Source organism: Halalkalibacter lacteus (assembly GCF_036663595.1).
GTDB classification, from domain to species: domain Bacteria; phylum Bacillota; class Bacilli; order Bacillales; family Bacillaceae_D; genus Halalkalibacter; species Halalkalibacter lacteus.
In genome coordinates this window covers 15,506-42,329 of the sequence record NZ_JAWRVL010000013.1, presented here as the reverse complement: position 1 = coordinate 42,329, position 26,824 = coordinate 15,506, and the positions used below count along the sequence as shown (strand labels likewise).

Genomic DNA, 26,824 nt, shown 5'->3' with positions numbered 1-26,824 from the left:
GTTTTGGAGGAGGGGATATTGTGAATCGAAGAAATTTTTTAGCTAATTTCCTATTATGGTTTTTAGCTGTCTTTTTTGGCTATAAAGCTGGAAGTATGCAAATGAATACAACTGATCCTAGCGAGATTATCGATACGGACGGAGTATCCGTTTCTGACAATTTGAAGCATTTAAATGAAAAGGTAACGGAAACGAGACATATCATCGGAGATAGAGGAATCAATATAAAATACCCCCCTGCGCCTTTAGTCGGTGCGAAGGTGGATGGTGTCACCGACGATACAGAAGCGATTCGAGCTGCTTTTGCTCTTGCTGAAAAACATCAAACAAAAATCATCATTCCAGGCGTATCTGTTATTACTGGGGAAATCGAAGTCAAGTCTCCTGTTGTTATAGAAGGTGTTGGATCTGGTGCTGGATACGGGAAGGATTCGTTACTTGATTATCGGCAAATTAGTGGGTTTTTAGTGCAAGGTTCAGGCAAGAAAAGAGTCCGCACACGTCGAAAACACCGCGCAAACGTTAGTGATCCACAAGACGATCCCCTATCAGTGGCATTAAATATTCAAGCTGATAACGTCGTATTAAAAGACTTTACTGTTTTTCTAGATTTTGATAAGAAAAACAATTCTCCTACTCATTACGGAGCGAATTGGGATGTTGGTATTTTTGTAGGTACACGGACAAACTTTATAACCGATAATGTCCATGTACTAGGTTACTTTAGGGAAGCAAGTGTTTATTATGATGTTACACATGCGACAAATTTACCTAGATTTAATGATTTAAATGGGAATCCTTATGACAACACAAATAACACGAGTGGCGGAGACGGTTGTACGATGTACAAGCCCTTCATTAAAGGTGGTAAGTGGGGGATCTTTGTTGCAGGTGCAATAAGAAGCGGCTCAAATTCGAACTATAGTGATGGAATGCTCGGTAAGACGGTGCCTGATTGGCGGGGTTCGTTCGGATTTTCAGACTTCACTATTTTTGGAGGACAAGTATACGGAACAGACCATCACAGTGACTATAGACGGAATGGTGCAAGTGGAAATTACATAACTGACTCAGCTGGTGGTTGTCTGTTTATTGATGGATTTGCCAATAACTCAAACCAAACAGTACAGGGCATGCGCTTTTTTGGTACTCGCTTTTCCTCATTCGAACCTTACCGAGTTCGTTTAGACCGAGCAAATCGAGTTATGTTCTATGGGTGTCATATTGAAATAAGGCAAAGTGATCACAGAAAGAATCCAAATGGTTCAACGATTACGTTCGATAACACCGATTTGTATGGACCGATTAGTTGTACGGAACGAACAGATAATCTATTTACTGAGGGATTACCGATGCAACTTAATCTCCAGTTTATTCCTTCTTCTGTCGCTTTTGATAATTATGCTCCCCTAGGAGATTCAGAAGGAGCTAGAACGACACGAAGAATGAACGCTAATGGGTTCGGTGCAACATCAGGTACATTAGATTTACGCTCTGGTGATCCATCGTCGGCTGTGCGGTTTCGTCATGGTAACAATGCTGCAGCGTTGTTAGACAGTACGGGGTTTAAATTTCTGTCAACCATCTCGAATCCTTCTATCGTTTCAACAGCTGGCGAGCTGGACCTACGCTCTGCACCGGACTCGCTCATTCGTTTTCGAATAGGGGCTAATTCTCTTGCTTTTTTTGACAATACATCTTTCCGTCCCTCTATTGATAACAACACAAGCATAGGAAGTTCATCCCTACGCTTTAAGCAAGTATACGCAGGAACTGGTACCATTAACACGTCTGACAAAAACGCAAAAAAGGATATGAAACCTATTAATGATAAAGTCCTTGACGCTTGGTCAGACGTAGCGTATTCGCAATTTCGTTTTAAAGATGCTGTGAAAGAAAAAGGAAAAGCGGCAAGGACTCACTTTGGTATCATTGCACAGGAAATAGAAATAGCCTTTAAACGTCATGGTTTAAATGCGTTTGACTACGGCATTCTTTGTTATGATGAGTGGGATGATATGTACGAAGAAATGGAAGAAGAGAAAACAGTTGTAGATGAAGAAACTGGCGAGGAAACGATTATGAGTGTTAAGACCGGAAAGATGAAAAAGGTGAAATCTGCCGGGCGTCTTTATAGCATCCGTCCTGATGAATGCTTAATGCTAGAGTCAGCTTTGATGCGAAGAACGAACAAGCGCTTAGAGGAAAGATTGTCAGCATTAGAAAAAGCGTAAGTTTCTTTTATGAGACCGTCTTTTTAGAGTATGAATTGAATTACAAGAAGCAGAATGATTAAGGGCACTGAAAAAGGTTGCTTTTTACCTTTTTCAGTGCCCTTTAATGAGTGATTGATTTGATCCTTATTCTGCTTTTTTTACTCAAACTATATCTAAATGAGTTCGTTATGGAATGGTTATCGTTACAAGGTCATTCATACTATTCACTACTAAAATATTGGACAAGAAACGACATAATCTACGAATCTACTTTCCTTAAATAGGAATTTTCTTTATAATAATTTTAGGATCAAATAAGGAATTAGAGGTGTTTATAAACGTAATGGACAAAAAGTTTATCTTACTTATATTCTCTGGCATTATCATCATTTCATTAATGGGCATTTTTACTGTACATGCGATTCAATCAGATAATTTAACGAAGCAAATTCAATTAGCAAAAAAACACTTTGATAAAGAAGAGTATGAAAAGAGTATTGAAGCATATCTTAGCGTGTTAGAATTAGATCCTTTACATGTGAAGGCACGCCTTGGTCTAGCAGAAGGCTACTTAACCCTCTCCTATTTTGATGAGGCAGAAACAACCTTACTAGACGGAATTGAACTACTTCCAACTGAGGGAACGTTCTACTCTTACTTATCTACGCTTTATGTGAGTCAAGTAAATATAGGGAGCGCCTTACAAATTTTAAGTGAGGGTATTTCTCAGACTAGTTCTTCCTCTTTAGCAGATGCATACAAATCACTAGAACAATCTATTAAAATCGACTCGAGGCCATTCGTTCAGCAAGGTCACAGCCGTACGTTATCACTAGTATGGGAGAAAGAATCTGGTGAAGTGCTTCCACTTTCAGCTGACTGGAGCACAGCGGATGAAACGATTGGGACACTTGAAGAAGATGAAACAAAAGATACGGTCGAATTCTTCGGACATGAATTAGGTGAGACGGTCGTTACGGCAAAATTAGGAAACTTCTCCATCGAAAAAGAACTAGAAGTACATGAGCAAGTATTAGAAGAAATCGTTGTTACCCACGAGGAATTTGAAACATTGGCTGTCGGGCAAACTCTTTCACTAGTTGCCGAAGGATTCGATGCAGCTGGTGAACCAATGGATTTTCCCCCTAAGTGGACGATGGATGAAAAAATTGGCGAATTTAGTTCAACTGAAGAGCTCGAAACTACATTTACAGCTCTTCGTGAAGGCAAAACGACAGCAACGATCGGTTTTGAGGATTTCCAAAAGAAAGTTGATATTGTGATCGCAGGCGAAAACAAAACCGTTTCGATTGAAAAAGAAGGACAAGGGGATGTAAGCATATCACCTGAGCAAAGTTCCTACCCACTTGACAGTACCATTACGATTGAAGCTCACCCTCATCCTGGTTGGACGTTTAAAGGCTGGGGTGGTGATATTTACGGAGTAGATAACCCTGCCACTGTCACGGTTACAGGTAATTTAACAATACGGGCCATTTTTGAAGAAGAGCCATTACATTCTTTGTCTGTTTCCATTACCGGAGAAGGACAAATCATTAGAAGCTCTTTGGATTCTACATTCAACGACAATGAAACAGTCAATTTAACTGCTCGCCCACGTGACGGCTGGTCCTTTAAAGGCTGGGAAGGCTCACTAACATCATCAGATGAACGAATTACTGTTACGATGGATAACAGTAAATCACTTAGAGCTGTCTTTATCAAAAATGAACCGAAGCCCGAACCGAAGCCTGAGCCAAAACCGGAACCAAAACCTGAGCCAAAGCCCGAGCCAAAGCCTGAGCCAAAACCTGAGCCAAAACCTGAGCCAAAGCCCGAGCCAAAGCCTGAGCCAAAACCTGAGCCAAAACCTGAGCCAAAGCCTGAACCAAAGCCTGAAGATGAGACTCCTCCTGAGAATGATGATGAGGAGATAGCTGATGAAGAAGAGGAAGAAAAGTCTGAACCGGAAACAAATGAAGGTGATTAAATCTTTTGTTTAATTAAGTCAAACACCTTCCACCTAATGATAGCCAAAGGGCCTTAAGAATTTTTCTTGAGGTCCTTTTTCTTACCTAGTACCCTGCCTTTTTGTCAATTAAGCTCGTAATCGCCTCCACCAAACGATTGTTTTATGATTGGACCCAATAGGTAAAACTGTGAAAAAACGTATAGAATTGACGAAAGGTTGTGGTTATAGTGTAGCCATTCCTTTCTGTTTGTTATCATGAGTTAATGAATAAAGAAAAGGGAGCGTAATTATTATGGTTGCCGTAACGAAAAAACAATTATCGAACAAAGGGATCTATATAGATACTGTTGATCATTTAATGAAAACATCTAAAGTCGTTTTTGAACCGCCGATTCGATTAACAAATACCATTATTCACTCGACAGGTGTCATTGGTTGTTACACGAATTTAAGGGGTGGTGTCATCCGTAATGTAAAATCTATAGGAAGATTTTGCAACTTTGCCCCAGGCTTTACGATAGGGATGGGGGAACACCCGCTAGATTATTTAAGTACGCATGATTTTCAGTATAGCGAAACATTCGGTTTCGGTTCTTGGGAAGAGGCTAAAAATTTCAATACAACCGTACCGAAAATAGAAAGTAAGCCTAACCCTATGATTGGGAATGACGTATGGCTTGGCGCGAATGTGACGATTTTAAAAGGTGTGACGATAGGAGATGGTGCTGTTATAGCAGCCGGTGCTGTCGTGAATAAAGATGTCGAGCCTTATGCAATTGTCGGAGGTCTTCCTGCCAAACTAATTAGATATCGCTTTGATAAGGAAATTAGAGAGAAGCTTCTTGAATTAAAATGGTGGAATTACACGTTAGAATCGTTAGAAGGCATCCAATTTAATGATATTGAAACAGCGATCGCGCAATTAGAAGAAAGAAAAGAAAAAGGCTTGCTAATTGAAAGAAAGAAGCCACGGATTAAACTAATAAATAGAGAAATTGTCAAAAGACAAATAAATACGGATGACTTGTCAACCGATTCGGAACCAGCTGAAAAAGAACGAGTAGAAAATAATAGCTAGTATGTGAAAAGAACCAGTGCAGTTGCACTGGTTCTTTTCATGATTGTACTGTTTGAATAGATATATTTCCTAAATCTAAATTTCTATTAATTCGCTATACGCTCAATGACTTCCTCTAATGTTACGTTCTCTCCATTATGTGGATCGACATATCTAGGATACAGAAGATAAGCTCCCGCAAATACTTCCTCAATCGTAAGCTTTCTCTTTCGTCGAGTGACCATTTGTCGATCATCCGTTAATCCCCATCCCGAGTAAAAAGGGGCACCAATGGTTGTCACGTTTATGCCTCGCATTAGCGCTTCAAATCCAGAAAGAGAGGTGATCGTATAAACATGGTCAATCGTTTTTAATGAATCAACAAGACTAAGTGGCTCTGTAATGACCTTTGCCAGATGCTTTACTTCATCTGGATCGGAGTGTTTTAATCGTCTCCCCGTCAATACATCTGGATGTGGCTTGTAAATAATTTCTGCATCCGGATTCTCTTTGCTAGCAAGGCGAACTAAGTCATTATTTAAAAAGTTCTTTGCACAGCCCATTTTTATCGATGCGTCATCCTCTACTTGTCCAATAACTAGTATTCGTTTTTTTGTTTTCTCACCGTAAATCTCAGAAACATCCTGCTTATTCACGTGATTATACTTGCTTACGCCCAGTTCGTTTAATTTATTTATACAGTCTCTCGCACGCGAAAGCTCTTCTTCACTAAATGGATGTGTGTTTAAAAGCTCTTCCAAATCACTTGGCTGAGTCGAGTCGAAATACATTCCCTGCTTATCCAAACTAATCGAATAAGGGGGAGTGTGTAACGCTCCTAATCCTTTTGAACGCACAAACCCGTCCTCCATGCGATAAACAGGTATCTTATGTTTTTCTGCATATTGTATAATCTCAGTGCTATGATTATATCCCCAAATGATAAACACTTTATTTGGATATTTAGAAAGTTCATATCTTAGAAATTTAATTTGATGATCAAATGGAACAAAGCGGATGTCGTACTCCTTTAGAAAGAATGGAAGAAAAGAACGTTTCCATTTTGAAACATGGAATAAAAATGCAACCGGTTTCTTTGTGTGCTTTATTGGTCGAATCGCCCAAAAACAAATGGTGAAAATCGTTAAGACAAGCTTAACGATTTTCACTAATTTTCTTCTTACATACATAGATTTTACCATCCATTTTATTTATATCGATTGATCGATACTTTTAATTTTCTTTCGCTGCAGCAACCTCTAAATTGAGTTTAGGCGTTTCTGCAATGATACTAGTAAATAGTTGTCTTTCTTTTTCATACTCGTTCATAAATGAATAGCTCGTTTGATCCGTAAAGGAGAAACCATATAGCTGTTCTGCGTTAATTGGTCCTTGAATTTTATAAATCCAGTATAGGACTAATAATTCAGAACTTGGTACGGCACCTAACTGTTTCACCAACTCTGTGTACACGTGGTGTGGAACAAACTCGACAGGTTTCGCTTGATCGATAAACTCACTGAACAAATCAAACCCATGTTCACTTTTATGAATCGCATTCGCTTCATTTAGTACGACCATTTTTAGATCATTTACGTTTCGGCGACGGCAGTTAGAATACATTCCTTCCTTCACCCATATATCCGTTTTCGTACCAAAGTCTTGTGAATACGGATAATCAGTCGAGTAATCATTAAATCTGATCACAAGATCATACTCATCAATCCTTGATCCATTTCCAGATTGATTCGCACTCTCCGTGTTCCCAACGATACAGAAGTTCCCTTCTGCATTTCTGATAAGTGTTTCGAAATGACCTTCAAAAGCAGCTAGCTGTTTCACATAGTGTAACTCTTTTCTAGTCCCACCGACTAGATCGCGTCTATTTTGAGTGATTAAAGCAGTTAGTGCCGCATATTTCTTATTATGACTGATCGTCTCATCCAAACGAATGGCCTTTTCATAAAGATTGATTGCCTCATTATAGTAGCCAGCATCATTTACTATTGCAGCAAACTGAAGAACCTTTTCACTTGGTACATTCGTGTCTTTCAAGGCATCTCTTACTAGTTCGATACACTCTTGCGTAACACCTTCATGTTCCCAAATATAATCGATCAATAAATAAAGGGCATCTGCATTTTTCGTTAATTGTAATGCCATATACAGGTTCGATTTAATATGATCAGAGACACCAAATTCATTTCTTTCGTTTAAGGCAAGCTTATAACGTAAATGACTTATCAAATGATTGTCATCTTTCACCATAGAGATCGCTTTTTTATAATTGCTTATCGCCTGATCGTAATTCTTTTGTTGCTCATAAATGTCGGCTAACTCAATATAGCTTTCAGCCTTCACATACCCCATCTCAACTGAATGAGTTAAATAATATTCGGCAGAGAAAAGCTCGTTTGTCTTTTTATACTCGATTGCTTTTTCAAATAACTCTTCTGCCTGTTGTAAGCTTTGTTGCTTTTTCATCGAGAGTAAATGACGTATGGTGCTTTCACAATCCGTCAGTTCATTTGTTTCCATATTTATATATCTAGGGTAGATCAAATAAGCTCCAGCAAATAACTCTTCGATTGTTAATGTGCGATTTCGTCTATCGCATTCCTGACGGTCATTTGTTAATCCCCATCCGGCATAAAACGGCATTCCAAAGCAAGTTACTTCAATTCCTCTAAGGAGTGCTTCAAACCCAGATAACGAGGTGATCGTATAAACATGGTCAATCGTTTTTAGAGAATCAACCAAGCTTAATGGTTCGATCACTACTTTCGCAATATCTGATACAGCCATTGGGTCTGAAATCATATCTCGATGCCCTGTTAATACATCTGGATGTGGCTTGTAAATAATCTCTGCATTAGGATTTTCTAGATGAGCAGCGCGAACCAAATCATTATTCGTCATCTTTCTACTGCAACCGTACTTTATTGATGCATCGCTTTCGACTTGACCAATAACTAAAATACGCTTCTTCGTTTTCACCCCATAGATTGCTTCCACATTTGTTGAACCTAGATGATTGTACTTACTAATTCCTGTATGAACAAGTGTATCCATACAAGCTCTTGCTTGCTTTAGTAAGTCAGGTTCAGCTTGAAAATCATACGTTTGATAGATTCCTTCTAAATTGGAAGGCTCTTGTGAGTTAAAATACAATGTTTGATCATCTGCCACTATCGACATTGGCAAGCTATGTCCTGCTCCTAAACCGATCGAACGAACAAACCCATCTTCAACACGTATTAATTTGATGTTATGGTCTTTGGCATAAGAAAGAATCTCTTCCGTTTCTTTAAATCCCCACACAATAAAGACCATTTCTTCAGAATCCATAAAATAAGGTTCAAGTCTGTCAATTCCCGCACTTCCGAATACATAAGCCGTTCTATATTCAGGGAAGAAGTGACTCATATGCTCTCGTTTCCAAGGGTTAAATCCAAACATATAAGCAATTGGCTTCGTTTGATCCGCCCATGCTTCTCCTACTTCCACAAGCGGTTTATCGGATTGTTCCTTTCTTTCTAACAACTCTTTCCGAGCTTCCGCTTCTTGCATTAATGCGTTCTGTTTCAACTTTTCATTTAATACTTTGATTGTTGCTTCACAATCCGTCAGTTCGTTCGTTTCTAGGTCTATATACTTAGGGTACAATAAATATGCACCCGCAAATAGTTCCTCAAGCGTCAATGTACGCGTTCGTCTCGCACATTTCTGACGGTCATTTGTTAGTCCCCAGCCGGCATAAAATGGCATACCGAAACAAGTTACTTCAATTCCTCTAAGGAGTGCTTCAAAACCTGATAAAGAGGTAATCGTATAAACATGATCAATTGTTTTTAAAGAATCGACCAAGCTTAATGGTTCTGTCACTACTTTGGCAATATGTGATACTTCCATTGGATCAGAAACCTTTTCTCTATGCCCTGTAAGTACATCTGGATGAGGCTTATAAATGATTTCTGCGTCTGGGTTTTCCATATAAGCAGCCCATACTAAGTCATTATTCGTCAGTTCTTTCTCGCAGCCATACTTTATCGAAGCGTCGGTCTCGACTTGACCAATGACTAAAATACGTTTCTTTTCCTTCACCCCATAGATTGCTTCAACGTTTGTTGATCCTAGGTGATTGTACTTACTAATGCCTGTCTGAAGAAGTGTATCGATACACGTTCTTGCTTTCTTTAGTAAGTCAGGTTCAGCTTGAAAATCATACGTTTGATAAATCCCCTCTAAATTAGAAGGCTCTTGTGAGTTGAAATACAACGTTTGATCATCTGCTACAATCGACATTGGCAAGCTATGTCCTGCACCTAAAGCAATCGAACGAACAAACCCATCTTCAACACGTATTAATTTAATGTTATGGTTTTGGGCATAAGAAAGAATCTCTTCTGATTCTTTAAAGCCCCACACAATAAAGACGATTTCTTTAGAATCGATAAAATAAGGTTCAAGTCTGTCAATTCCCGCACTTCCGAATACATAAGCCGTTCTATATTCAGGGAAGAAGTGACTCATATGCTCTCTTTTCCAAGGATTGAAGCCAAACATATAAGCAATCGGCTTCGTTTGATCCGCCCATGCTTCTCCTACTTCCACAATCGGCTTATCCGATTTCGCCTTTCTCTCTAACAACTCTTTCCGAGCTTCCGCTTCTTGCATTAATGCGTTCTGTTTCAGCTTTTCATTTAATACTTTAATTGTTGCTTCACAATCCGTCAGTTCGTTTGTTTCTAGGTTTATATACTTAGGGTACAATAAATACGCACCGGCAAATAGCTCTTCAAGCGTCAATGTACGCGTTCGTCTCGCACATTTTTGACGGTCATTTGTTAATCCCCAGCCTGCATAAAATGGCATTCCAAAGCATGTTACTTCAATTCCTCGAAGGAGCGCTTCAAATCCTGCTAAAGAGGTAATCGTATAAACATGATCAATTGTTTTTAGAGAATCGACCAAGCTTAATGGTTCTGTCACTACTTTCGCAATATGAGATACTTCCATTGGGTCAGAAACCTTTTCTCTATGCCCTGTAAGCACATCTGGATGAGGCTTATAGATGATTTCTGCGTCTGGGTTTTCTAAATAAGCAGCCCATACTAGGTCATTATTCGTCATTTCTTTCTCGCAACCATACTTTATCGAAGCATCCGTCTCCACTTGACCAATGACTAAAATACGCTTCTTTTCCTTCACTCCATAAATTTCTTCCACATTTGTTGAACCTAGATGATTATACTTACTGATTCCTGTATGAAGAAGTGTATCGATACACGTTCTTGCTTTCTTTAGTAAGTCAGGTTCAGCTTGAAAATCATACGTTTGATAAATCCCTTCTAAATTGGAAGGCTCTTGTGAGTTAAAATACAATGTTTGATCATCTGCCACAATTGACATTGGCAAGCTATGTCCCGCTCCTAAAGCAATTGAACGAACAAACCCATCTTCAACACGTATTAATTTAATGTTATGCTCTTTCGCGTAGGTAAGGATTTCTTTATCCTCCTTAAATCCCCACACAATAAAGACCATTTCTTCAGAATCCATAAAATAAGGTTCAAGTCTGTCAATTCCCGCACTTCCGAATACATAGGCCGTTCTATATTCAGGGAAGAAGTGACTCATATGCTCTCTTTTCCAAGGATTGAAGCCAAACATATAAGCAATCGGCTTCGTTTGATCCGACCATGCTTCTCCTACTTCTACAATCGGCTTATCTGTTTTCGCCTTTCTCTCTAACATCTCTTTACGAGCTTCTGCTTCTTTCATTAATGCGCTCTGTTTGAACTGTACATGTAATGTTCGAATCGTATCCTCACAATCAGTAAGCTGATTCGTCTCCAGATTTAAATACTTAGGGTACAATAAATACGCACCGGCAAATAGCTCCTCAAGCGTCAATGTACGAGTTCGTCTCTCGCATTTTTGGCGATCGTTTGTCAGTCCCCACCCTGCATAAAATGGCATACCGAAACAAGTTACTTCAATTCCTCTAAGCAGTGCTTCAAATCCTGCTAAAGAGGTAATCGTATAAACATGATCAATTGTTTTTAAAGAATCATCCATACTTAATGGGTCCGTTACTACTTTCGCAATATGCGCTACTTCCTTTGGATCCGAAACCTTTTCTCTATGCCCTGTAAGCACATCTGGATGGGGCTTATAAATAATTTCTGCGTCTGGGTTATCGATATACGCAGCCCAAACTAAGTCATTATTCGTCATCTCTTTCTCGCAGCCATATTTAATGGAAGCATCGCTCTCGACTTGACCAACGACCAAGATACGTTTTTTCTTCTTTTCACCGTAAATTTCTTCAACATCTACAGGAGCAACATGGTTGTACTTGCTAATTCCTGTATGGATTAGTTGTTCCATGCACACTCTTGCTTTCTCCAATAACTGAGGGTCATTGTGAAAATCATACGTTTCGAATATTTCTTCTAACCTCGATGGCTCGCGCGAGTTAAAGTATAATGTCTTATCATCAGTGACAATCGACATTGGTAAACTATGCCCTGCTCCCAAATTCATCGATCTGACAAATCCATCTTCTACACGAATTAATTTAATATTATTTTCTTTCGCGTAAGTAAGGATTTCTTCATCCTCCTTAAAGCCCCAAACAATAAATACCATATCTTCAGAGTTCTTAAAATACGGTTTTAGTCTATTTACCCCAGCACTTCCAAATACATACGCTGTTCTATATTCAGGAAAGAAATGACTTATGTGGTCTCTTTTCCAAGGGTTAAAGCCAAACATGTACGCGATAGGCTTACTATGATCGGCCCAGTTATCACCGATTTCGATGTAAGGTACTTTTTCCGATTCCACTTTTTTCGAATTAAGTTTCTTCAGTACTTTTTTTCCATATTTGTTCACACGTCTATTTACCCAATTAATCAAGATTTCCCCACCTCGTATCATTACTTAATCTCTACAACATCATTTTCATAATACTCTATAGCTGATTCTGTATCGCCTATATAAGCGATTCTTCCTTTTTCTAGTACAACTGCCTTCTCACATAGCTGTCTTACTTGATGTGTACTATGTGATACAAAAATAATGGTTTTGTCTTTTAAATAACTTTTAATTGCAGTCAATGCCTTTTTTCGAAACCTCTTATCTCCTACAGCCAACACTTCGTCAAGTAAGATAATATCTGCGTCAACATGTATGGCAATTGAGAAGCCCAACCTTACTTTCATACCAGAAGAGTATTGCTTAATTGGTTTATCAATATGATCTTCTAATTCAGCAAACTCGATAATCTTATCAATCAGTTGATCGATCTCTTTTTCCTTTAATCCTAAAACAACACCATTCATATAAATGTTTTCTCTGCCAGTAAGCTCTTTGTGAAATCCAGCACCAAGTTCAATTAAACCACCTATTTTGCCCTCTACAAAGATTGACCCCGTTGTGGGAGCAGTGACACCAAGGATGATTTTTAATAAGGTACTCTTGCCTGATCCATTGTCACCGAGGATTGCTACAGAGTCCCCTTTACATATATCAAACGAAACATCTTTTAGTGACCAATGCCCCTCTAACTTTTCATCATTTTTTAATAACCGATCTTTCATGGATAAAACCTTACTAGCATGCTTAGGATATAATTTTCCAACATTTTCAATTCTAATAACACATTCGCTCACGAAAATCACTCTTTCTTAAACGACATCAGCAAAGTTCTTTTCCAACTTCATGAATGTAACCCAACCAATAACGAGGACAATGACACTAAATACAAAAGAATACAATAAAAGCATCATGTCTGGTGGTTGATTGTGTAAAATCGCTTTACGATATCCGTCAAATATGCCCGTTAAAGGGTTTAATGCAACGTATGGTTGGTACTGAATCGGTATCGCACTAAACGAGTACATGATTGGCGATAAATAACGTAACATGCGAAGAACTAATGGTGCAATCACCCCAAAGTCCCTAACATAAGCATTCGTAGCAGATAGAAAAAACATAAATCCTAACATCATCAACATTTGAATTGCTACTATTGGGAGAGCATACAACGCATTTATTCCAGGCACTATTTTAAATACTGCTAACACAATAACTAGTCCTATTAAGGAAAAACCAAAGTTCACTGTTTCAGATAAGAACTTAATTAAAACAAGTGTCGGTCTAAAGAACTTCCTTTGCCTTATTAAGCCAGCGTAACTATTTATAATACCTGAAGAAGAACTAATGGCATGACTGAAATATATATACGGTAATAATGCCACAAATAAAAATGGAGCGTAAGGTATACCTTCACTTGGTACCCGTACAAATAATGAGAATACAATGGTTAAGACGACCATCAGCCCCAATGGCTGAAGGATAATCCATAGCTTACCTAAAAATGACTGTTTATATTTTGAAACTATCTCTCGCCTTGCCAGGGCAATGATAAAGTCTTTATTTTCGTGGATCTTTGCTAAAGTTTTCAATATCAGCAGCACCTTGTGTTTATTTTTACATGTTTATTTTATAACGATTAACTCGCTATATCTACTTTATGGTTTAGTATTACAACATCTTACATAACAATAAAGCACTAGAATCGAGAGTTACAAACTCAACTAGTGCTTTAAACTTATTTTATGTTAACTGTTTCTTTAGATTCCAGACAAAAGAACTAAATTCTTTATCACTAATTAGTTCATCTGTTTTCACCTTTTGTTGAGTTGCTTGTTCAATTAATGGCAATCCCTTTACTTCATAAGATGCTTCTCTTGGAATCAAGTGAAAATGAATATGTCGTACAGCTTCACTAATTGTGACACTGTATAACCGGTCAATTGAGATTAGTTCTTTTAAAGCTGACTCTACCTTTTTAATCAACGGGCCAATTTCAACAAGCTCGGAATCAGTAAACTCGGTCCAGTTCTCTACATGGCGTTTCGGTTCAATATACACATAACCTAAAACTTGAGAAGCAAGTGGCCCGTGAGAAATTATCCAATTTTGATTTTCAAAAAGCACATCTTTCAAATTCTCATGTTTCTCACAAATTGGACAATGACTCACATCAACCACTCCCGCGTTCTATTTATTGTGTAATCGTAACTAATCCACTAAGATAATCATTCAACAATTGATTGTAATCATACTGTTCCGCTAACAGGCGATCAAGAATTTCACGAACAGCCCCTTCGCCACCATTCGCTTTGGCTACATATTGTACATCTGCTTTCACAGGACCCACTGCATTTGCAGGGGCTGCTGGATAGCCGACAACTTGTAAAATAGGTAAGTCATTAATATCATCACCTATATAACAAACTTCATCCAAGGTAATTCCCAAATCTGACATGATGTCATGTAAAACGCTCAGCTTATCATGAATTCCTTGATATACATAGTCAATTTTCAACTCATTTGCACGCTTTTCCACTGCAGGAGATTTCCGCCCCGTAATGATAGCGATTTTCATCCCGGTATAGCGTGCTAAACTAATTCCCATACCATCTTGAGTATGGAACGCTTTGTATTCTTCGCCGTCAGATCCGATGAACAATTTTCCATCTGTTAAAACACCATCAACATCTAAGACTAATAGTTTAATATTCTTCAAATAATCACCTACAATCCTAGATTCATAAGATCATGAAGATTGATCATTGCAATTGGTTTCATCATTTCATCAATCACAGGAAGCACGTTGACTTTCTTATCTTCCATTAGTTCAAGTGCTTGAGCAGCTAGTGCTCCTCCTTCAATCACTACAGGTGACAAATTGCAAAATGTTTCGACCTTTGTTTCTAAGACATTATCCCCTAATGCAAAGGCACGACGAATGTCGCCATCTGTCAAAACCCCAACCATAAAGCCTTGCGCATCAACGACAGTCGCTGCACCCATACCTTGTGCTGTCATTTGGAATAGCGCATCTTTTATCGTATCATCAGCAAAGACGATCGGATTCTTACGTGTTGTCTTCACTACATTATCTACTGTTAATAGGAGCTTACGACCTAAAGAACCTGCCGGGTGATACAACGCAAAGTCTTCAGGTTGGAATTGTCTCGCTTCAAGCAAAGCAACAGCTAGCGCATCTCCTAGTGCTAGTGTTACCGTTGTACTTGTTGTTGGAGCCAACCCAAGTGGGCATGCTTCTTTCGCATTGCCGATGTTTAACACAATATTAGAATTCGTTGCTAACGTAGATTGAGAGTTTTTCACGATCGCAATCATGTTAGCACCAATTTTTTTAATCGATGGAATGAGATTAATAACTTCATCTGATTCGCCGCTATTTGAGATGGCAATGACAACATCTTGTCCTGTTACCATCCCTAAATCCCCATGCAATCCTTCAGACGGATGGAGAAATAGAGACGGCGTTCCAGTACTAGCCATTGTCGCATTGATTTTGCGACCAATGATCCCAGATTTACCAATGCCAGTTATTACAACTCTACCTTTACATTGTAGAATTAACTCAATCGCTTCTTCCATTGATGTGCCTAGAGAATTGCTAAGTTCAAGGATCGCTTGAGCTTCTTTTTCAAGAACTTCTTTCATGCATTTCAAATAATCAGTCGTTACCTGTTGAGTAGCTGTAATAGTATTTGGCATTAATAGACCTCCTAGAGTTTTAATACTTTTTGATTACGCGATCGATTTCTTGAATTTGCTTTAATACGTCTTCAATCTCATCTAATTTCACCATGTTTGGTCCATCAGATTGTGCTTCGTCTGGATTTGGATGAGTTTCCATGAAGATTGAGCTTACACCAACTGCTGCTGCTGCTTTTGATAAGTAAGGAACAAATTCTCTCTTCCCACCAGTTGTTGTTCCGTTTCCTCCAGGAATTTGAACACTATGTGTCGCATCAAATACAACAGGTGCTCCAAGATCCGCCATCGTTAGTAACGAACGCATGTCTACAACTAAGTTGTTATAACCGAATGTAGATCCACGCTCAGTTAAAAGAATTTTATCCGTTTCTGATTCTTTTAATTTATTTACGACATTTACCATATCCCAAGGCGCAAGGAATTGACCTTTTTTCACGTTTACGATACGGCCTGTTTTTGCCGCAGCGACTAAAAGGTCTGTTTGACGACATAAGAATGCTGGAATTTGAAGAATGTCTAACACTTCAGCAGCCTTTTCAACTTGTGCACTTTCATGAATGTCTGATGTAACAGGTACATTAAATTTTTCTTTTACTTCTTGTAAAATAGCTAGTCCTTCTTCTAAACCAGGACCTCTAAAAGAGTGGATTGATGAACGATTTGCTTTATCAAAAGAAGCTTTGAATACGAATGGAATGTTAAGCTTTGTTGTAATTTCTTTTAGCTGTTCAGCCGTTTCCATAATAAGTTCTTTGCTCTCAATGACACAAGGACCTGCGATTAATACGAATGGGTTATTCCCACCAAATACGATATTATCATTTAACTTTACAATGTTAGACATTAACTGTTCCTCCTAGGATCATTTCTACTTTTGCTATATCTTCAGGTGTATCAACACCGACTGCATCATATTGCGTTTCGACTACTTTAATCGAAAACCCATTTTCAATCAGGCGAAGCTGTTCAAGCACTTCTATCTTTTCGAAATCAGATGGCGGCAACTCGACAAATTTATTTAATACATCTTTTGGATAACCATAAAGCCCAAGATGTTTGAAATACGTATGCTCAAGACCTGAGCGGTTATAAGGAGTCGCTGAACGTGAGAAATAAAGAGCGAAACCATTTTTGTCGGTTACAACCTTCACGACATTTGGATTACTCACATCTTCTAGATGTTTAATCGCTGTTTTCGCTGTTACAACTGCTTCTGGTGATTCTTTGGCAGCTTGTACAAGTGCATCAATTAATTCAGGACGAATTAATGGCTCATCACCTTGAACGTTGACATAGAAATCACCTTCAACTTTTTGAGTCACTTCTGAGATACGGTCAGAACCAGTCTCATGGTCTGTTCGAGTCATAATCGCTGTACCACCGAACGCTTCGACAACTTTTTTTATGTCTTCATGATCGGTTGCGACCACCACTGTTTCTAGTTCTGTGCTTTTCTTCACTTGTTCGTACACTCTTTGGATCATTGGTTTTCCATTAATTAAAGCGAGTGGCTTTCCTGGAAAACGTGTTGATCCGTAACGCGCTGGAATCACACCTACAACTTTCACACTATCACTCTCCTTACAAAAGATATTTGTATGGTAACACTGTTTTACTTGTGAAGAAAATGGTTAATATAACCCATTTAAGTAAATTTCATGTTAGCTAATCTTCCAACAACATTCTATCAACAACATTTTTAGCTGTCGCTTTATTGGGAAAATTAATGGTTCCCTCAACCTGATATTTAAAACGTAAATAATACAAAAACTTATCAATTCGACTCGTATTGACTGGCTTTTGTAAAGATTGTAAAAGTACCTCATCCAATTGATCTAGCTGATCACATTTTGATGTAATGCCTTCAATGTTATAAAGAGAATTACCTAATGTGATGACGCGCTTATGATGTGCGAGCGCTTCAATTCCAACTGTTGAGTTAATCGTTATAACAGCGGTGGCATGCTTGATAAGTTTGTGCACATTAAACTTTTTGACAAATAGGACGGTTTCATCCTGTTTATACGCTTGTTTCAAGTCATGGTAGCTATTTCTCGACATATCTTCAGGGTGTTCTTTAATAATCACTTTAATATTTCGGTTTTCTTTTTCATTTACACTTTTAACTGCTTGTACCGTCACCTTTAGTAACATTTCCATTGTTTTCACATTAGGTGAATTGTAAAAAATTTGTGAATCTCTTGCTACTTGAAATGGAACAAATACATATTCTGCAGGCCAATCAATTATGTCTTCTTCTCTTCTGCTAAACAGTTTCTTTGTAACAAAATATTTGGAGGCTTCCCAAAAGTTAATATGGTCATATAGTCTTGGGTTTAACCTGAAGACAGCTCCCAACATGCTAACAAGTTTTATTAATGCAACTTTGATTAGGGACTCTTTCGTTCTATGAGTCAACTCAGCATTTTCAGGATGGAATAAATACTTTCGGTACCTTTCCTCGTTCACTTCAATCCTGTCATAGAAATCCGGGTCTTTTGGAACAGAGGCTTTGGCATTAATTCCGTTTGAATCATACGTAATCGTATACGGACGAAATAGTCCATCTTCAAAATACCGAATTTGCAACCCATACTTTGTTGCGATGTATTTTGTGACTTGATCAATCCAATGATAACCATTAAACAAACAAATAACATCTATATGATTGTTCTTAATGTATTGATCGATCACATACATGTAACGTTTGTACATTTCTAATTCTGACTTAGATGTGCGTTTCTTTAAGATTGTTCTTTTGAATGTTATGTTATATATTGGGAGAGTCAATAATTCGTCATCAGAGATTGGATATTGCTTTTTTGACACAGCAGAAGGCGCATACAACGTCTTAATCCCACTTTTAAACAACAACTCTCCTAGTTCAAATTTCATTTGAAAACAATGATGACCTCTTTGTATTAATTCACTTGCTATATCAATAAAAAAGCGTTTATTCCTATTCCCTCTTAGAAACAAGTAATTAGCCATTATGTCTTCAAACTCCTTACATCAGACCATTATGTCAACTCTCCAATTACCGTTTGTTGTTGAAACTCGACACAATTTTCATTTCATTTGTCATAATTTGTTCAGCATTCATATATGTTACCTATTTTTTTATACTAAGTAAACACAATTACGTCCTTTTACAACAATTAACTTATTTTATTACAGGAGACCCAAAAAACTGTCTAAATTTGTATTACTCCTATGACTTACTTTATAATTACTAAAAATATCATATTTCTTATTCATTTTCTTGGAAACCATATGAATTTCATAATAATAGAAGAAAGAGGCGTTCTATATATGAAAAAGAAGATTCTAATAACAATTGGAATTCTATTCGGAGTTCTTTTGTTATCGGTCGCTGCTTACGGATTTTATCTATATAAGTCAGTTACCGATATGGCAGCTGAAATTCACGAGCCTTTAGAACGAGAACAAACTAATAAGCGTGAGGTCAAAGCTGATGTTGAGCAAAAAGAACCACTTTCTTTCCTCATTACTGGTGTTGATGCACGAGGTAATAACCTTTCAGGACGTACTGATACAATCATTGTGATGACTGTAAATCCTGAAGACCAATCAATTAAAATGTTAAGTCTTCCTCGTGACACTCGAACTGAGATTGTCGGTCGTGGCACACAAGATAAAATTAACCATGCCCATGCATTTGGAGGCATGGACATGACGATTGATACAGTTGAACAATTTCTTGATATTCCAATTGATCACTATGTGAGCATTAATATGGAAGGATTTAAAGGACTTGTTGATGCCATGGGTGGCGTAACGGTAGTGAATGATTTTGCCTTTACTCAAAGTGGACATTCCTTTGCTGAAGGGGAACTTTTCTTAAACGGTGATGAGGCACTTGCTTATGCTCGTATGAGAAAAAAGGATCCTCGAGGTGACTTCGGGCGTAATGATCGCCAGCGTCAAATTATCGACGCTGTGATTCAAGAAGGAGCGCAGCTTAGTTCCGTTACAAGAGTTGGAGATATTCTTGGCGCAGTTGGCCAATCTGTTCGAACGGATTTATCGTTAGATGATATGTGGAAAGTACAATCGAAGTATCGTGACGCTCGTCATAATATTGAGCAAATGGAAGTCAAGGGTAATAGTACAACGATAAATGGAATTTATTATTTGCAAGTGCCAGACGCGGAAGTTGCTCGAGTTAGAACAGAACTTCGTAATCATTTAGGGCTTGAAACGTTATAAAGAAGAAGGGGACTCTATCGCTTTAATGATACAGTCCTTTTTGCTATATAAGTAGCAGCATTAATTTGTATATAATTTTCCAATCATCTCAGATGCATTGTTATAGATCGCTTGAACCTCATGAATATCCTTGTATAATCGTTGAGCAGTCGTTTCTAACGGTGTATCTCCTTCTATATTATAGATGGTTCCAAATGTAGAAAGATTTTCGTTTTCGAAGTACCTTGTTAATTTATATACAAACTGTTCGGGATTTGGCAACAAATTAATAGCGTTCATTTCCTCTAGGTCTTTAATCATTGTGTCTATACTATTTGTTGTTCTCATGATATAACCCCCATAATTGTTTTATGTAAGCCCTTTCATTACTATAATATTACCTTTTTTTCTTGTTAAAAGCAATGCTTTTTATCACATTCTTGATGCTATTTCTTACTATTTTTTACCCAGTGAACATATCTTACAAACATAGACGATATGTCCTATTATATGCTATTTTACGACAAAAATGTTGCTAGATTTCGATATTTATTTCATACTAACTAATAGATATATTTTCCAAAAAAGGTGGTTCGAAAATGTTTATTCAAGCAAATGATCAACATCATAAAGAAGAATTCATGAAAGTATGGAGTACAATAGCTACTGAGCGCAAATATCCTATCATGGATTTAGCAGACAACTCCGAAGCCTTTCTTCTTCAAACCAAAGAAGGCAGCAATGTCGGAACCATTGAGTTTGTGCCTTGTAAGCTTGAGGCTGTTGATGAAACTGCTGATTACATTGATATTTCCCGGGAACCACGTGTAACTGACAACCTCAGCCAAGCTTATCAAGTGCGGAAAATGGGTGTTATCAAAGAATTTGGTTCAAAGAAAGTATTGATAGATTTGTTGAAGCTTGCTGCAACTCACGCAAAGAATAACCAAGTGCGCTATTATGTCAGCTATTTAGAGAAGAGACACTTTGAAATTTTAACCGATAAGTACAAGTTTCGGATTGAGCGAATGGGTGAGATTGTGAAGTTTCATAAGAGGCCATGCGTTCCCGTTTTAATCGATGTCGAGGATGCAATCAATAACACGCAAGGGTACCCAATACATATTAAATCGATTGCTTATGTAGTGAGAGGAACGAAGAAGGTTAAGTCGCTATTTGTGTGATGAATAATATGGATCTCCGCACGTTGCGCGCCTGCTATGAGAACACTCATAGCAGGCTTTTAAAACCATGCAACAGCTACGCTCATTGCAGGTGCATAAGTAAATGCATCCCGTAAGTCCCAACTACAGCCACTTTTTCGTGTTCTATCACTTTTCTCTTTCTAAGACTCTCTTCAAATAATCCATTACATTTTCTCTTAGATCATCACGTCCGAGAGCAATATCAATTGTTGCTTGAATAAAACCTAATTTATCTCCGATATCATGACGAATACCTTCAAATTGATAAGCAAGGATCGCCTGTTGAGCATTTAATTCTACAAGCGCATCTGTTAGCTGAATTTCATTACCAGCACCAGGCTTGATTTTACCTAGAATATCAAATATTTCTGGACGAAGGATATAACGCCCCATGATAGCGTAGTTAGAAGGAGCATCTTGAATTGCTGGTTTCTCGACAAGTGTTTCGACATGGATAATGCCTGACTCAACTTCAGGACCTTTTGGAGCGACAATTCCATACTTTGATACAGCTTCATCAGGAACAGGTTGGACGCCAACAACCGAGCATTCATATCGATCAAACACATCAATAAGCTGCTTTAAGCATGGTGTTTCTGACTGCACAATATCATCGCCGAGCATGACGGCAAATGGTTCATTGCCGATAAAAGAACTCGCACAGGAAATGGCATGACCAAGTCCGAGCGGCTCCTTTTGACGGATATAGTGAATATTCGCTAAACGAGAGATAGCTTGTACTTCTGCAAGCACCTCATGCTTTTCTTTCATCGCAAGTGTCTCTTCTAGTTCATACGATTTATCGAAATGGTCTTCAATCGCACGCTTTCCTCGGCCACTTATAATAATGATGTCTTCAATTCCAGATGCGACAGCCTCTTCGACAATGTATTGGATCGTTGGCTTATCAACAATTGGTAGCATTTCTTTTGGCTGTGCTTTTGTTGCAGGGAGGAAACGAGTACCGAGACCTGCAGCTGGAATAATCGCTTTGCGGATTTTCATAGGGAATCCACCTTTCTAGATAATATATTTTGGGTTAGACCCCACTTCATGCCTGCACATTTGCTAAATCATAAAATCATGAACCCAGTCCTTCGTTTCGCCAATCGTTTGGTTTGATAGGTCAAAATACGTACGGATTCCTTTTTCATTTAGAAGCTGTTCAAGCGTTAGGTGATTTTGTTGCTCTTTGTATTTGCTGTCCCAACCTACTTTGTTGACCGTTTCACGAATCATGCCTCTCATATTCGCAAATAAGATCTTGATGTTTCGTTCCTCTTCGTAGTAGTCGATGATCTCTTCTAGCTTTTCAATTGAGACCGTGTCGATATCATTCACGCCACTCATATCGATAATGATCCAGCTTGTATCTGGATGGAGTTGAATTAGTTTGCTTAGTTTTTCTTCTAAAAAGGAGCTATTCGCAAAATGAAGGGTCGAATCGATTCGAAGAACTAATACTTTGTCCGACGTAACCGCATCTGGGTACCTTCTAATATCTCGAAACGTGTGCTCTTCTTCTACATATCCTAACTGGACAATATTCGGTTTCGCGCTTCGTTTAATCAATAAAAGCAGCGTGAAGATGGCACCAATGATAATCCCCCACTGAATCCCAACGAATAACGTAACGAAAAACGTCGTCACCCAAATCCAACCTTCAAGCGGCTTCACACTAAAAAGGCGCCTCATTTCTTTTAGATCAATTAATCTATAAACGGCCACCATGATAATCGCAGCCAAGACAGCATTCGGTAAATAATAAAAGACCGAAGTGAAAAACAAGAGCGTAATCATCACAAAAATGGCTGACACAATCGATGTAATTTGTGTGACTCCACCCGTTTGGTGATTCACGGCCGTCCGCGAGAAACTGCCATTTACCGGGAACGAGTGAAAACAGGCTCCGATCATATTTGTTAGTCCTAATGCTCGTAACTCTTGATTCGGATCAATTTTATACTGTTCCTTCGCTGCTACCGCCTTGCCGATTGCGAGTGACTCCATGAAGCCTAGAAGCGCAATTGTTAGTGCCATCGGGAATAGCATTTGGATTGTTTGAATCGACAAATTAGGTAGGACAAATGACGGAAACCCTTGAGGGACATCACCGATAATCCGTACCCCTCCCTTATCCAATTGAAACAGGATGACCATGGCTGTTGATGCGAGAACAATGAGCAACGCACTCGGTAATTTTGAATTCAGTTTTTTTATGACGAGGAGAGCGATCATGCTAAAGATACCGACTCCGACTGTCGCAAAGTGAATGTCTTCGATTTTGCTGATGACTTCTACTAGTAACAGATGGACCTGCAAATAATTGCCGATCTCGATTCCGAGTAGATGGGTTAATTGACTCATACCAATGACAATCGCCGCCGCCGATATATAGCCATTCATCACAGATTGCGGAATAAATTTTACAATAAACCCAGCTTTAAACAAGCCTAATAAAAGTTGGATCGCCCCAACCATAATCGTAAGTGTTAATACGGTAGTAATGTAATCGGTCGTTCCTGGTTCCGTATAAGCAGACACACCCGAAAAAACAAGCAACGACGTAATCGCAACAGGCCCGACGGACAAGTGCCTAGATGAAGCAAAGAACGCGTAGATGAGTAAAGGAATCGTTGATGCATATAACCCCATCACTGGAGGAAGACCCGCAAGCATCGCATACGCCATACTTTGTGGGACAAGCATGACAAACAGTGTCAGACCAGCGATGACATCAGACCTGAAGTGTTGTTGATTGTAATGAGGAACCAATTGAATCGGTATGTATTTTTTGTTCATGTATATCTTATCCTTTTCGACTAATTAGATTGAGTATTAGTGGAATGGTCGTGCGTTAGGTTTAGTATAGCATAGGTAAGAGCGAGAGTGCAGGCTATGGGCGGGGCCACAATTACATTCCTTTCATGTTGTAAGAACTTCACCGTTAGAAAAAAATAAGCGCATAGCCAAATTAGCTAGTATCCGTTCTTCAAATGAAACTTCTAAGGTAAAAACCCTCTACTCTTATTCTGTCTCTTCTCATGAATAAGCATCCATCTATTAACTCATCTTAACAAGGAAGCTAGTTGAAGGGAGGGATAAAAATGAGTCAGAAACGCGATAAAGGTTATAGCCAAAAAGGCAAACCAAATAGCAATACGGTCGATCCTGTGATCGCAGCAGAAGAAATGGAAAAAGCAATTCATCCTACTAATAAGCCTCCGCGCAATGCAAAATAGTCAGATTGATCATCCCTTAACTAGACTAAAGATATTTGCAAACAAGCCAAAAGCAACCATAATCGAAAACAACTGTATATAAAGCAATTAACCTCTGTCCTGAACATTTATTGCGATATTTATGGTATCAACTGGTTATCTTTTGGAGGTCAAAAAGAGAATGAAAAAAAATCAGAGGGGAAACTTATTTCTTGGAGGTGAGAAAAAATGAAAAAGAACAACAGCAACCGTAATACGAACAAAAATAAGAACCGTAAGAACAACGAGCTTAATGTTGACAATGCAAATGTAGAATTTGCAAATGAAAATGACGCACAAAACGTAAACAACCGCAGAAACAACAACCGCAATAACAATTGCTAACGCTTGAGGAAAACATAGATTTCCTAGCTTTGGAGAACAATCGATTGGTGGTTACAACATGAACTTTACTTCGATTAGGAGGATGACTATGGGAATATTAAGCGGAAACCCGAAAGATGAACCGATGCACTATGGTGAGGTTCATGGAACATGGACATTTTTGCTTGCGGCAAAATCTTCACTCGTTTCTCAACAAACGTTAGTAAATCATACTGGTGATGAGGATCTAAGAAAATTCTTATCGAGTTTGATGGATAATACGAAACAAGAAATCCAGCAAATCGAGCAGTTGCTCAAGGAAAATGAAATCGCTTTGCCTCCAAGCCCTCCGGAACGTCCGAATGCAAACCTTGAGGATATTCCAGTAGGAGCAAGATTTAATGATCCTGAAATTGCCACGATGGTAGGAGCAGGTATTGCTGCAGGTCTCGTCGATTGTAGCACAAACATGGGGCAAGGCATTCGTGAGGACATCATCATGATGTTTGGGCAATTTCATCAACAAAAGGCAACGTTAGGTGGAAAGCTGTTGAAAATGCAGAAAGAAAAAGGATGGCTCGTGCCTCCTCCCCTTCATTTAAATAAGGTAGCAGTAGGAGTGTAAGAATGCTTGGGGTCAGACCTCACTTTATTTGTTTAACACATTGAAGCGTGAGGGTGGGGTCTGACCCCACTATTTTCACAAAAAAAGGCGAAGAGCCAGATAAATAATAAAGGTAATGGATACACTTCCAAGCAGCGTTGAAAATAACACGGCTTGGGCTGCAAATTCTGGATGGTTATCATAATCTAACGCGAGTAACGCACTGTTTCTCGATGTCGCAAGCGCACTAGTGATAAACAAAGCAGCGAGTACACCTTCGATATTCAATAATGTGATAATCGCAAACGCAATGAAGGGCGATACAACTAATCGTATACATACGCTTGCCACTAAAGGAACAAAGTACCCTTATGCCTTCATTAATTAAATGTTAATCGTTACGTCACTATTTTCTTTTAATGTTGAAATAACTGCGTCCATCTGCAATTGAAACTCAATGTCAGAACTTATTTCTTCTAAAGACGGTAGTTCAGATTCATCTTCTGAAGCAGCAGCTATCTCTTCGTCATAAAAGGCTTGAATTTCTTCGTCAGAAATTTCAATCTCTGCTACCTTTTGATCCATGTACTTACTACTCTTTACGTTGTTTGCAACATCATCTCGAAGCTCATCCATTTGTGCTCCTTGAGCTTCTAATAGTTCTTGAAGCTGTTCCTCCGATTCAATACCATATTGAGCCATAAGCTCAGTAATGCCATTATCAATTTCTTCTTCAGTTACTTCAAGTCCTTCGTTGCTTGCAGCGTCGTCAATCAGCATCGAATTAATGAATTGGTCGAGCACTTGATCTTTAAGCTCTTCTACATACTCTTTCCCTTCTTCACTTTCTAAATCAAGACCTTGCATAGCAGCTTGCATTGCTTGCTGTTCAACAGTCGTTACATACATTCCTTTTTCTATATCTTCTCCGTTTACGGTCGCAACAACATCAGGAATGTCCTCCGTATCAATCATTGATCCCATTTCTTGTTCAGGATGATCTACGCCTTCTGTCTCTTCAGACGCAACTGGCTCTTCTTGAGTTGGAGTCTCTTCTCCTCCGCAAGCAGCTAGTCCAAATGCTAGTGCGCAAACCCCAAACCCCATTGCTAATTTCTTTTTCAAAGTAATCATACCCCTTTCTCTGTTCAAAAAACCTGTCGTTATTGTAACATCAAAATAATCAGAAAGCAGTGGAAACATACTCTCTAACGTACTGCATTAGGACAAGAAGACTTAATTATGAAAAAGAATGAGCGTGCACACATAGACTTACTCTTGATTTAACAAGGTTGGGCACTCTTGTCATGCTGTTATTTGAAAAATTATGTAAAAAGATATTTATAATTAATCGAAGAGGGTATTTGAC

Annotated in this window: 23 protein-coding genes; 8 read left to right on the top strand and 15 right to left on the bottom strand. The window is 38.6% G+C overall.

Annotated elements, in window-relative coordinates; genetic code table 11:
• Window positions 1-20 precede the first annotated feature (20 nt).
• From SAZ04_RS11295 to SAZ04_RS11285, 3 genes are all read left to right on the top strand, one after another.
• On the top strand, window positions 21-2,234 hold the full coding sequence (locus SAZ04_RS11295) for a tail fiber domain-containing protein (protein ID WP_332695128.1): 2,214 nt from the start codon (window positions 21-23) through the stop codon (window positions 2,232-2,234).
• A 325-nt stretch (window positions 2,235-2,559) separates the two neighbouring features.
• Window positions 2,560-4,206: an InlB B-repeat-containing protein gene (locus SAZ04_RS11290; RefSeq protein WP_332695126.1), complete on the top strand. Its 1,647-nt coding sequence runs from the start codon at window positions 2,560-2,562 to the stop codon at window positions 4,204-4,206.
• A 274-nt stretch (window positions 4,207-4,480) separates the two neighbouring features.
• Window positions 4,481-5,266 (top strand): CatB-related O-acetyltransferase, encoded by a 786-nt coding sequence (locus SAZ04_RS11285; protein ID WP_332695124.1) that lies wholly within the window; start codon window positions 4,481-4,483, stop codon window positions 5,264-5,266.
• Between the two features lie 86 nt (window positions 5,267-5,352).
• On the opposite strand, the gene SAZ04_RS11280 is transcribed toward SAZ04_RS11285, so the two are convergent.
• The 10 genes from SAZ04_RS11280 to SAZ04_RS11235 form a co-directional block, all read right to left on the bottom strand.
• Window positions 5,353-6,435, bottom strand: coding sequence for a capsular polysaccharide export protein, LipB/KpsS family (locus tag SAZ04_RS11280; RefSeq protein ID WP_332695122.1), 1,083 nt, complete (start codon window positions 6,433-6,435; stop codon window positions 5,353-5,355).
• Between the two features lie 43 nt (window positions 6,436-6,478).
• On the bottom strand, window positions 6,479-12,169 hold the full coding sequence (locus SAZ04_RS11275) for a glycosyltransferase family 29 protein (protein ID WP_332695120.1): 5,691 nt from the start codon (window positions 12,167-12,169) through the stop codon (window positions 6,479-6,481).
• A gap of 20 nt (window positions 12,170-12,189) precedes the next feature.
• On the bottom strand, window positions 12,190-12,924 hold the full coding sequence (locus SAZ04_RS11270; RefSeq protein WP_332695118.1) for an ABC transporter ATP-binding protein: 735 nt from the start codon (window positions 12,922-12,924) through the stop codon (window positions 12,190-12,192).
• Window positions 12,925-12,939: 15 nt separating this feature from the next.
• Complete coding sequence (locus SAZ04_RS11265) at window positions 12,940-13,719, bottom strand: ABC transporter permease (protein WP_332695116.1); 780 nt, start codon at window positions 13,717-13,719, stop codon at window positions 12,940-12,942.
• A gap of 151 nt (window positions 13,720-13,870) precedes the next feature.
• On the bottom strand, window positions 13,871-14,299 hold the full coding sequence (locus tag SAZ04_RS11260; RefSeq protein ID WP_332695114.1) for an HIT family protein: 429 nt from the start codon (window positions 14,297-14,299) through the stop codon (window positions 13,871-13,873).
• Between the two features lie 22 nt (window positions 14,300-14,321).
• Window positions 14,322-14,846 (bottom strand): KdsC family phosphatase, encoded by a 525-nt coding sequence (locus SAZ04_RS11255; RefSeq protein WP_332695112.1) that lies wholly within the window; start codon window positions 14,844-14,846, stop codon window positions 14,322-14,324.
• An 8-nt stretch (window positions 14,847-14,854) separates the two neighbouring features.
• Window positions 14,855-15,850, bottom strand: a complete 996-nt coding sequence (locus SAZ04_RS11250) for a KpsF/GutQ family sugar-phosphate isomerase (protein ID WP_332695110.1) — start codon at window positions 15,848-15,850, stop codon at window positions 14,855-14,857.
• A gap of 19 nt (window positions 15,851-15,869) precedes the next feature.
• On the bottom strand, window positions 15,870-16,697 hold the full coding sequence (kdsA, locus tag SAZ04_RS11245; protein ID WP_332695108.1) for a 3-deoxy-8-phosphooctulonate synthase: 828 nt from the start codon (window positions 16,695-16,697) through the stop codon (window positions 15,870-15,872).
• The gene (kdsB, locus tag SAZ04_RS11240; RefSeq protein ID WP_332695106.1) at window positions 16,690-17,421 is read right to left on the bottom strand and encodes a 3-deoxy-manno-octulosonate cytidylyltransferase; all 732 of its coding nucleotides are present in this window, start codon (window positions 17,419-17,421) and stop codon (window positions 16,690-16,692) included. The genes kdsA and kdsB overlap by 8 nt, the downstream gene beginning before the upstream one ends.
• 97 nt (window positions 17,422-17,518) lie before the next feature.
• Window positions 17,519-18,844, bottom strand: a complete 1,326-nt coding sequence (locus tag SAZ04_RS11235) for a capsular polysaccharide export protein, LipB/KpsS family (RefSeq protein ID WP_332695104.1) — start codon at window positions 18,842-18,844, stop codon at window positions 17,519-17,521.
• Between the two features lie 321 nt (window positions 18,845-19,165).
• Here SAZ04_RS11235 and SAZ04_RS11230 point away from each other — a divergent pair, with 321 nt between their 5' ends.
• Window positions 19,166-20,083, top strand: coding sequence for an LCP family glycopolymer transferase (locus SAZ04_RS11230; protein WP_332695102.1), 918 nt, complete (start codon window positions 19,166-19,168; stop codon window positions 20,081-20,083).
• Between the two features lie 60 nt (window positions 20,084-20,143).
• Here SAZ04_RS11230 and SAZ04_RS11225 read toward each other — a convergent pair whose 3' ends face one another.
• A complete protein-coding gene (locus tag SAZ04_RS11225) occupies window positions 20,144-20,410 on the bottom strand; it encodes a hypothetical protein (protein ID WP_332695100.1) in 267 nt (88 codons plus the stop codon).
• A 251-nt stretch (window positions 20,411-20,661) separates the two neighbouring features.
• Between SAZ04_RS11225 and SAZ04_RS11220 the strand changes: the two genes are divergently transcribed.
• Window positions 20,662-21,246 carry a hypothetical protein gene (locus SAZ04_RS11220; protein ID WP_332695098.1) on the top strand — a complete coding sequence of 195 codons (585 nt, stop codon included), beginning with the start codon at window positions 20,662-20,664 and terminating at the stop codon, window positions 21,244-21,246.
• A 147-nt stretch (window positions 21,247-21,393) separates the two neighbouring features.
• Here the strand turns inward: SAZ04_RS11220 and galU are convergent, their stop codons facing one another.
• Together galU and SAZ04_RS11210 are read right to left on the bottom strand one after the other, a co-directional pair.
• The gene (gene galU / locus SAZ04_RS11215; protein ID WP_332695096.1) at window positions 21,394-22,272 is read right to left on the bottom strand and encodes a UTP--glucose-1-phosphate uridylyltransferase GalU; all 879 of its coding nucleotides are present in this window, start codon (window positions 22,270-22,272) and stop codon (window positions 21,394-21,396) included.
• A 63-nt stretch (window positions 22,273-22,335) separates the two neighbouring features.
• A complete protein-coding gene (locus SAZ04_RS11210) occupies window positions 22,336-24,069 on the bottom strand; it encodes a SulP family inorganic anion transporter (RefSeq protein WP_332695094.1) in 1,734 nt (577 codons plus the stop codon).
• A 305-nt stretch (window positions 24,070-24,374) separates the two neighbouring features.
• On the opposite strand from SAZ04_RS11210, the gene SAZ04_RS11205 reads away from it, so the two are divergent.
• The 3 genes from SAZ04_RS11205 to SAZ04_RS11195 all read left to right on the top strand — a co-directional run bounded on the left by SAZ04_RS11205 (window position 24,375) and on the right by SAZ04_RS11195 (window position 25,476).
• Complete coding sequence (locus SAZ04_RS11205) at window positions 24,375-24,509, top strand: hypothetical protein (protein ID WP_332695092.1); 135 nt, start codon at window positions 24,375-24,377, stop codon at window positions 24,507-24,509.
• 207 nt (window positions 24,510-24,716) lie between these two features.
• Window positions 24,717-24,872: a hypothetical protein gene (locus SAZ04_RS11200; RefSeq protein WP_332695090.1), complete on the top strand. Its 156-nt coding sequence runs from the start codon at window positions 24,717-24,719 to the stop codon at window positions 24,870-24,872.
• Between the two features lie 88 nt (window positions 24,873-24,960).
• Window positions 24,961-25,476: a DUF3231 family protein gene (locus SAZ04_RS11195; protein ID WP_332695088.1), complete on the top strand. Its 516-nt coding sequence runs from the start codon at window positions 24,961-24,963 to the stop codon at window positions 25,474-25,476.
• A gap of 75 nt (window positions 25,477-25,551) precedes the next feature.
• On the opposite strand, the gene SAZ04_RS11190 is transcribed toward SAZ04_RS11195, so the two are convergent.
• The gene (locus SAZ04_RS11190) at window positions 25,552-25,806 is read right to left on the bottom strand and encodes an AEC family transporter (RefSeq protein WP_332695086.1); all 255 of its coding nucleotides are present in this window, start codon (window positions 25,804-25,806) and stop codon (window positions 25,552-25,554) included.
• Between the two features lie 33 nt (window positions 25,807-25,839).
• Window positions 25,840-26,580: a SurA N-terminal domain-containing protein gene (locus SAZ04_RS11185; protein WP_332695084.1), complete on the bottom strand. Its 741-nt coding sequence runs from the start codon at window positions 26,578-26,580 to the stop codon at window positions 25,840-25,842.
• Window positions 26,581-26,824: the final 244 nt, after the last annotated feature.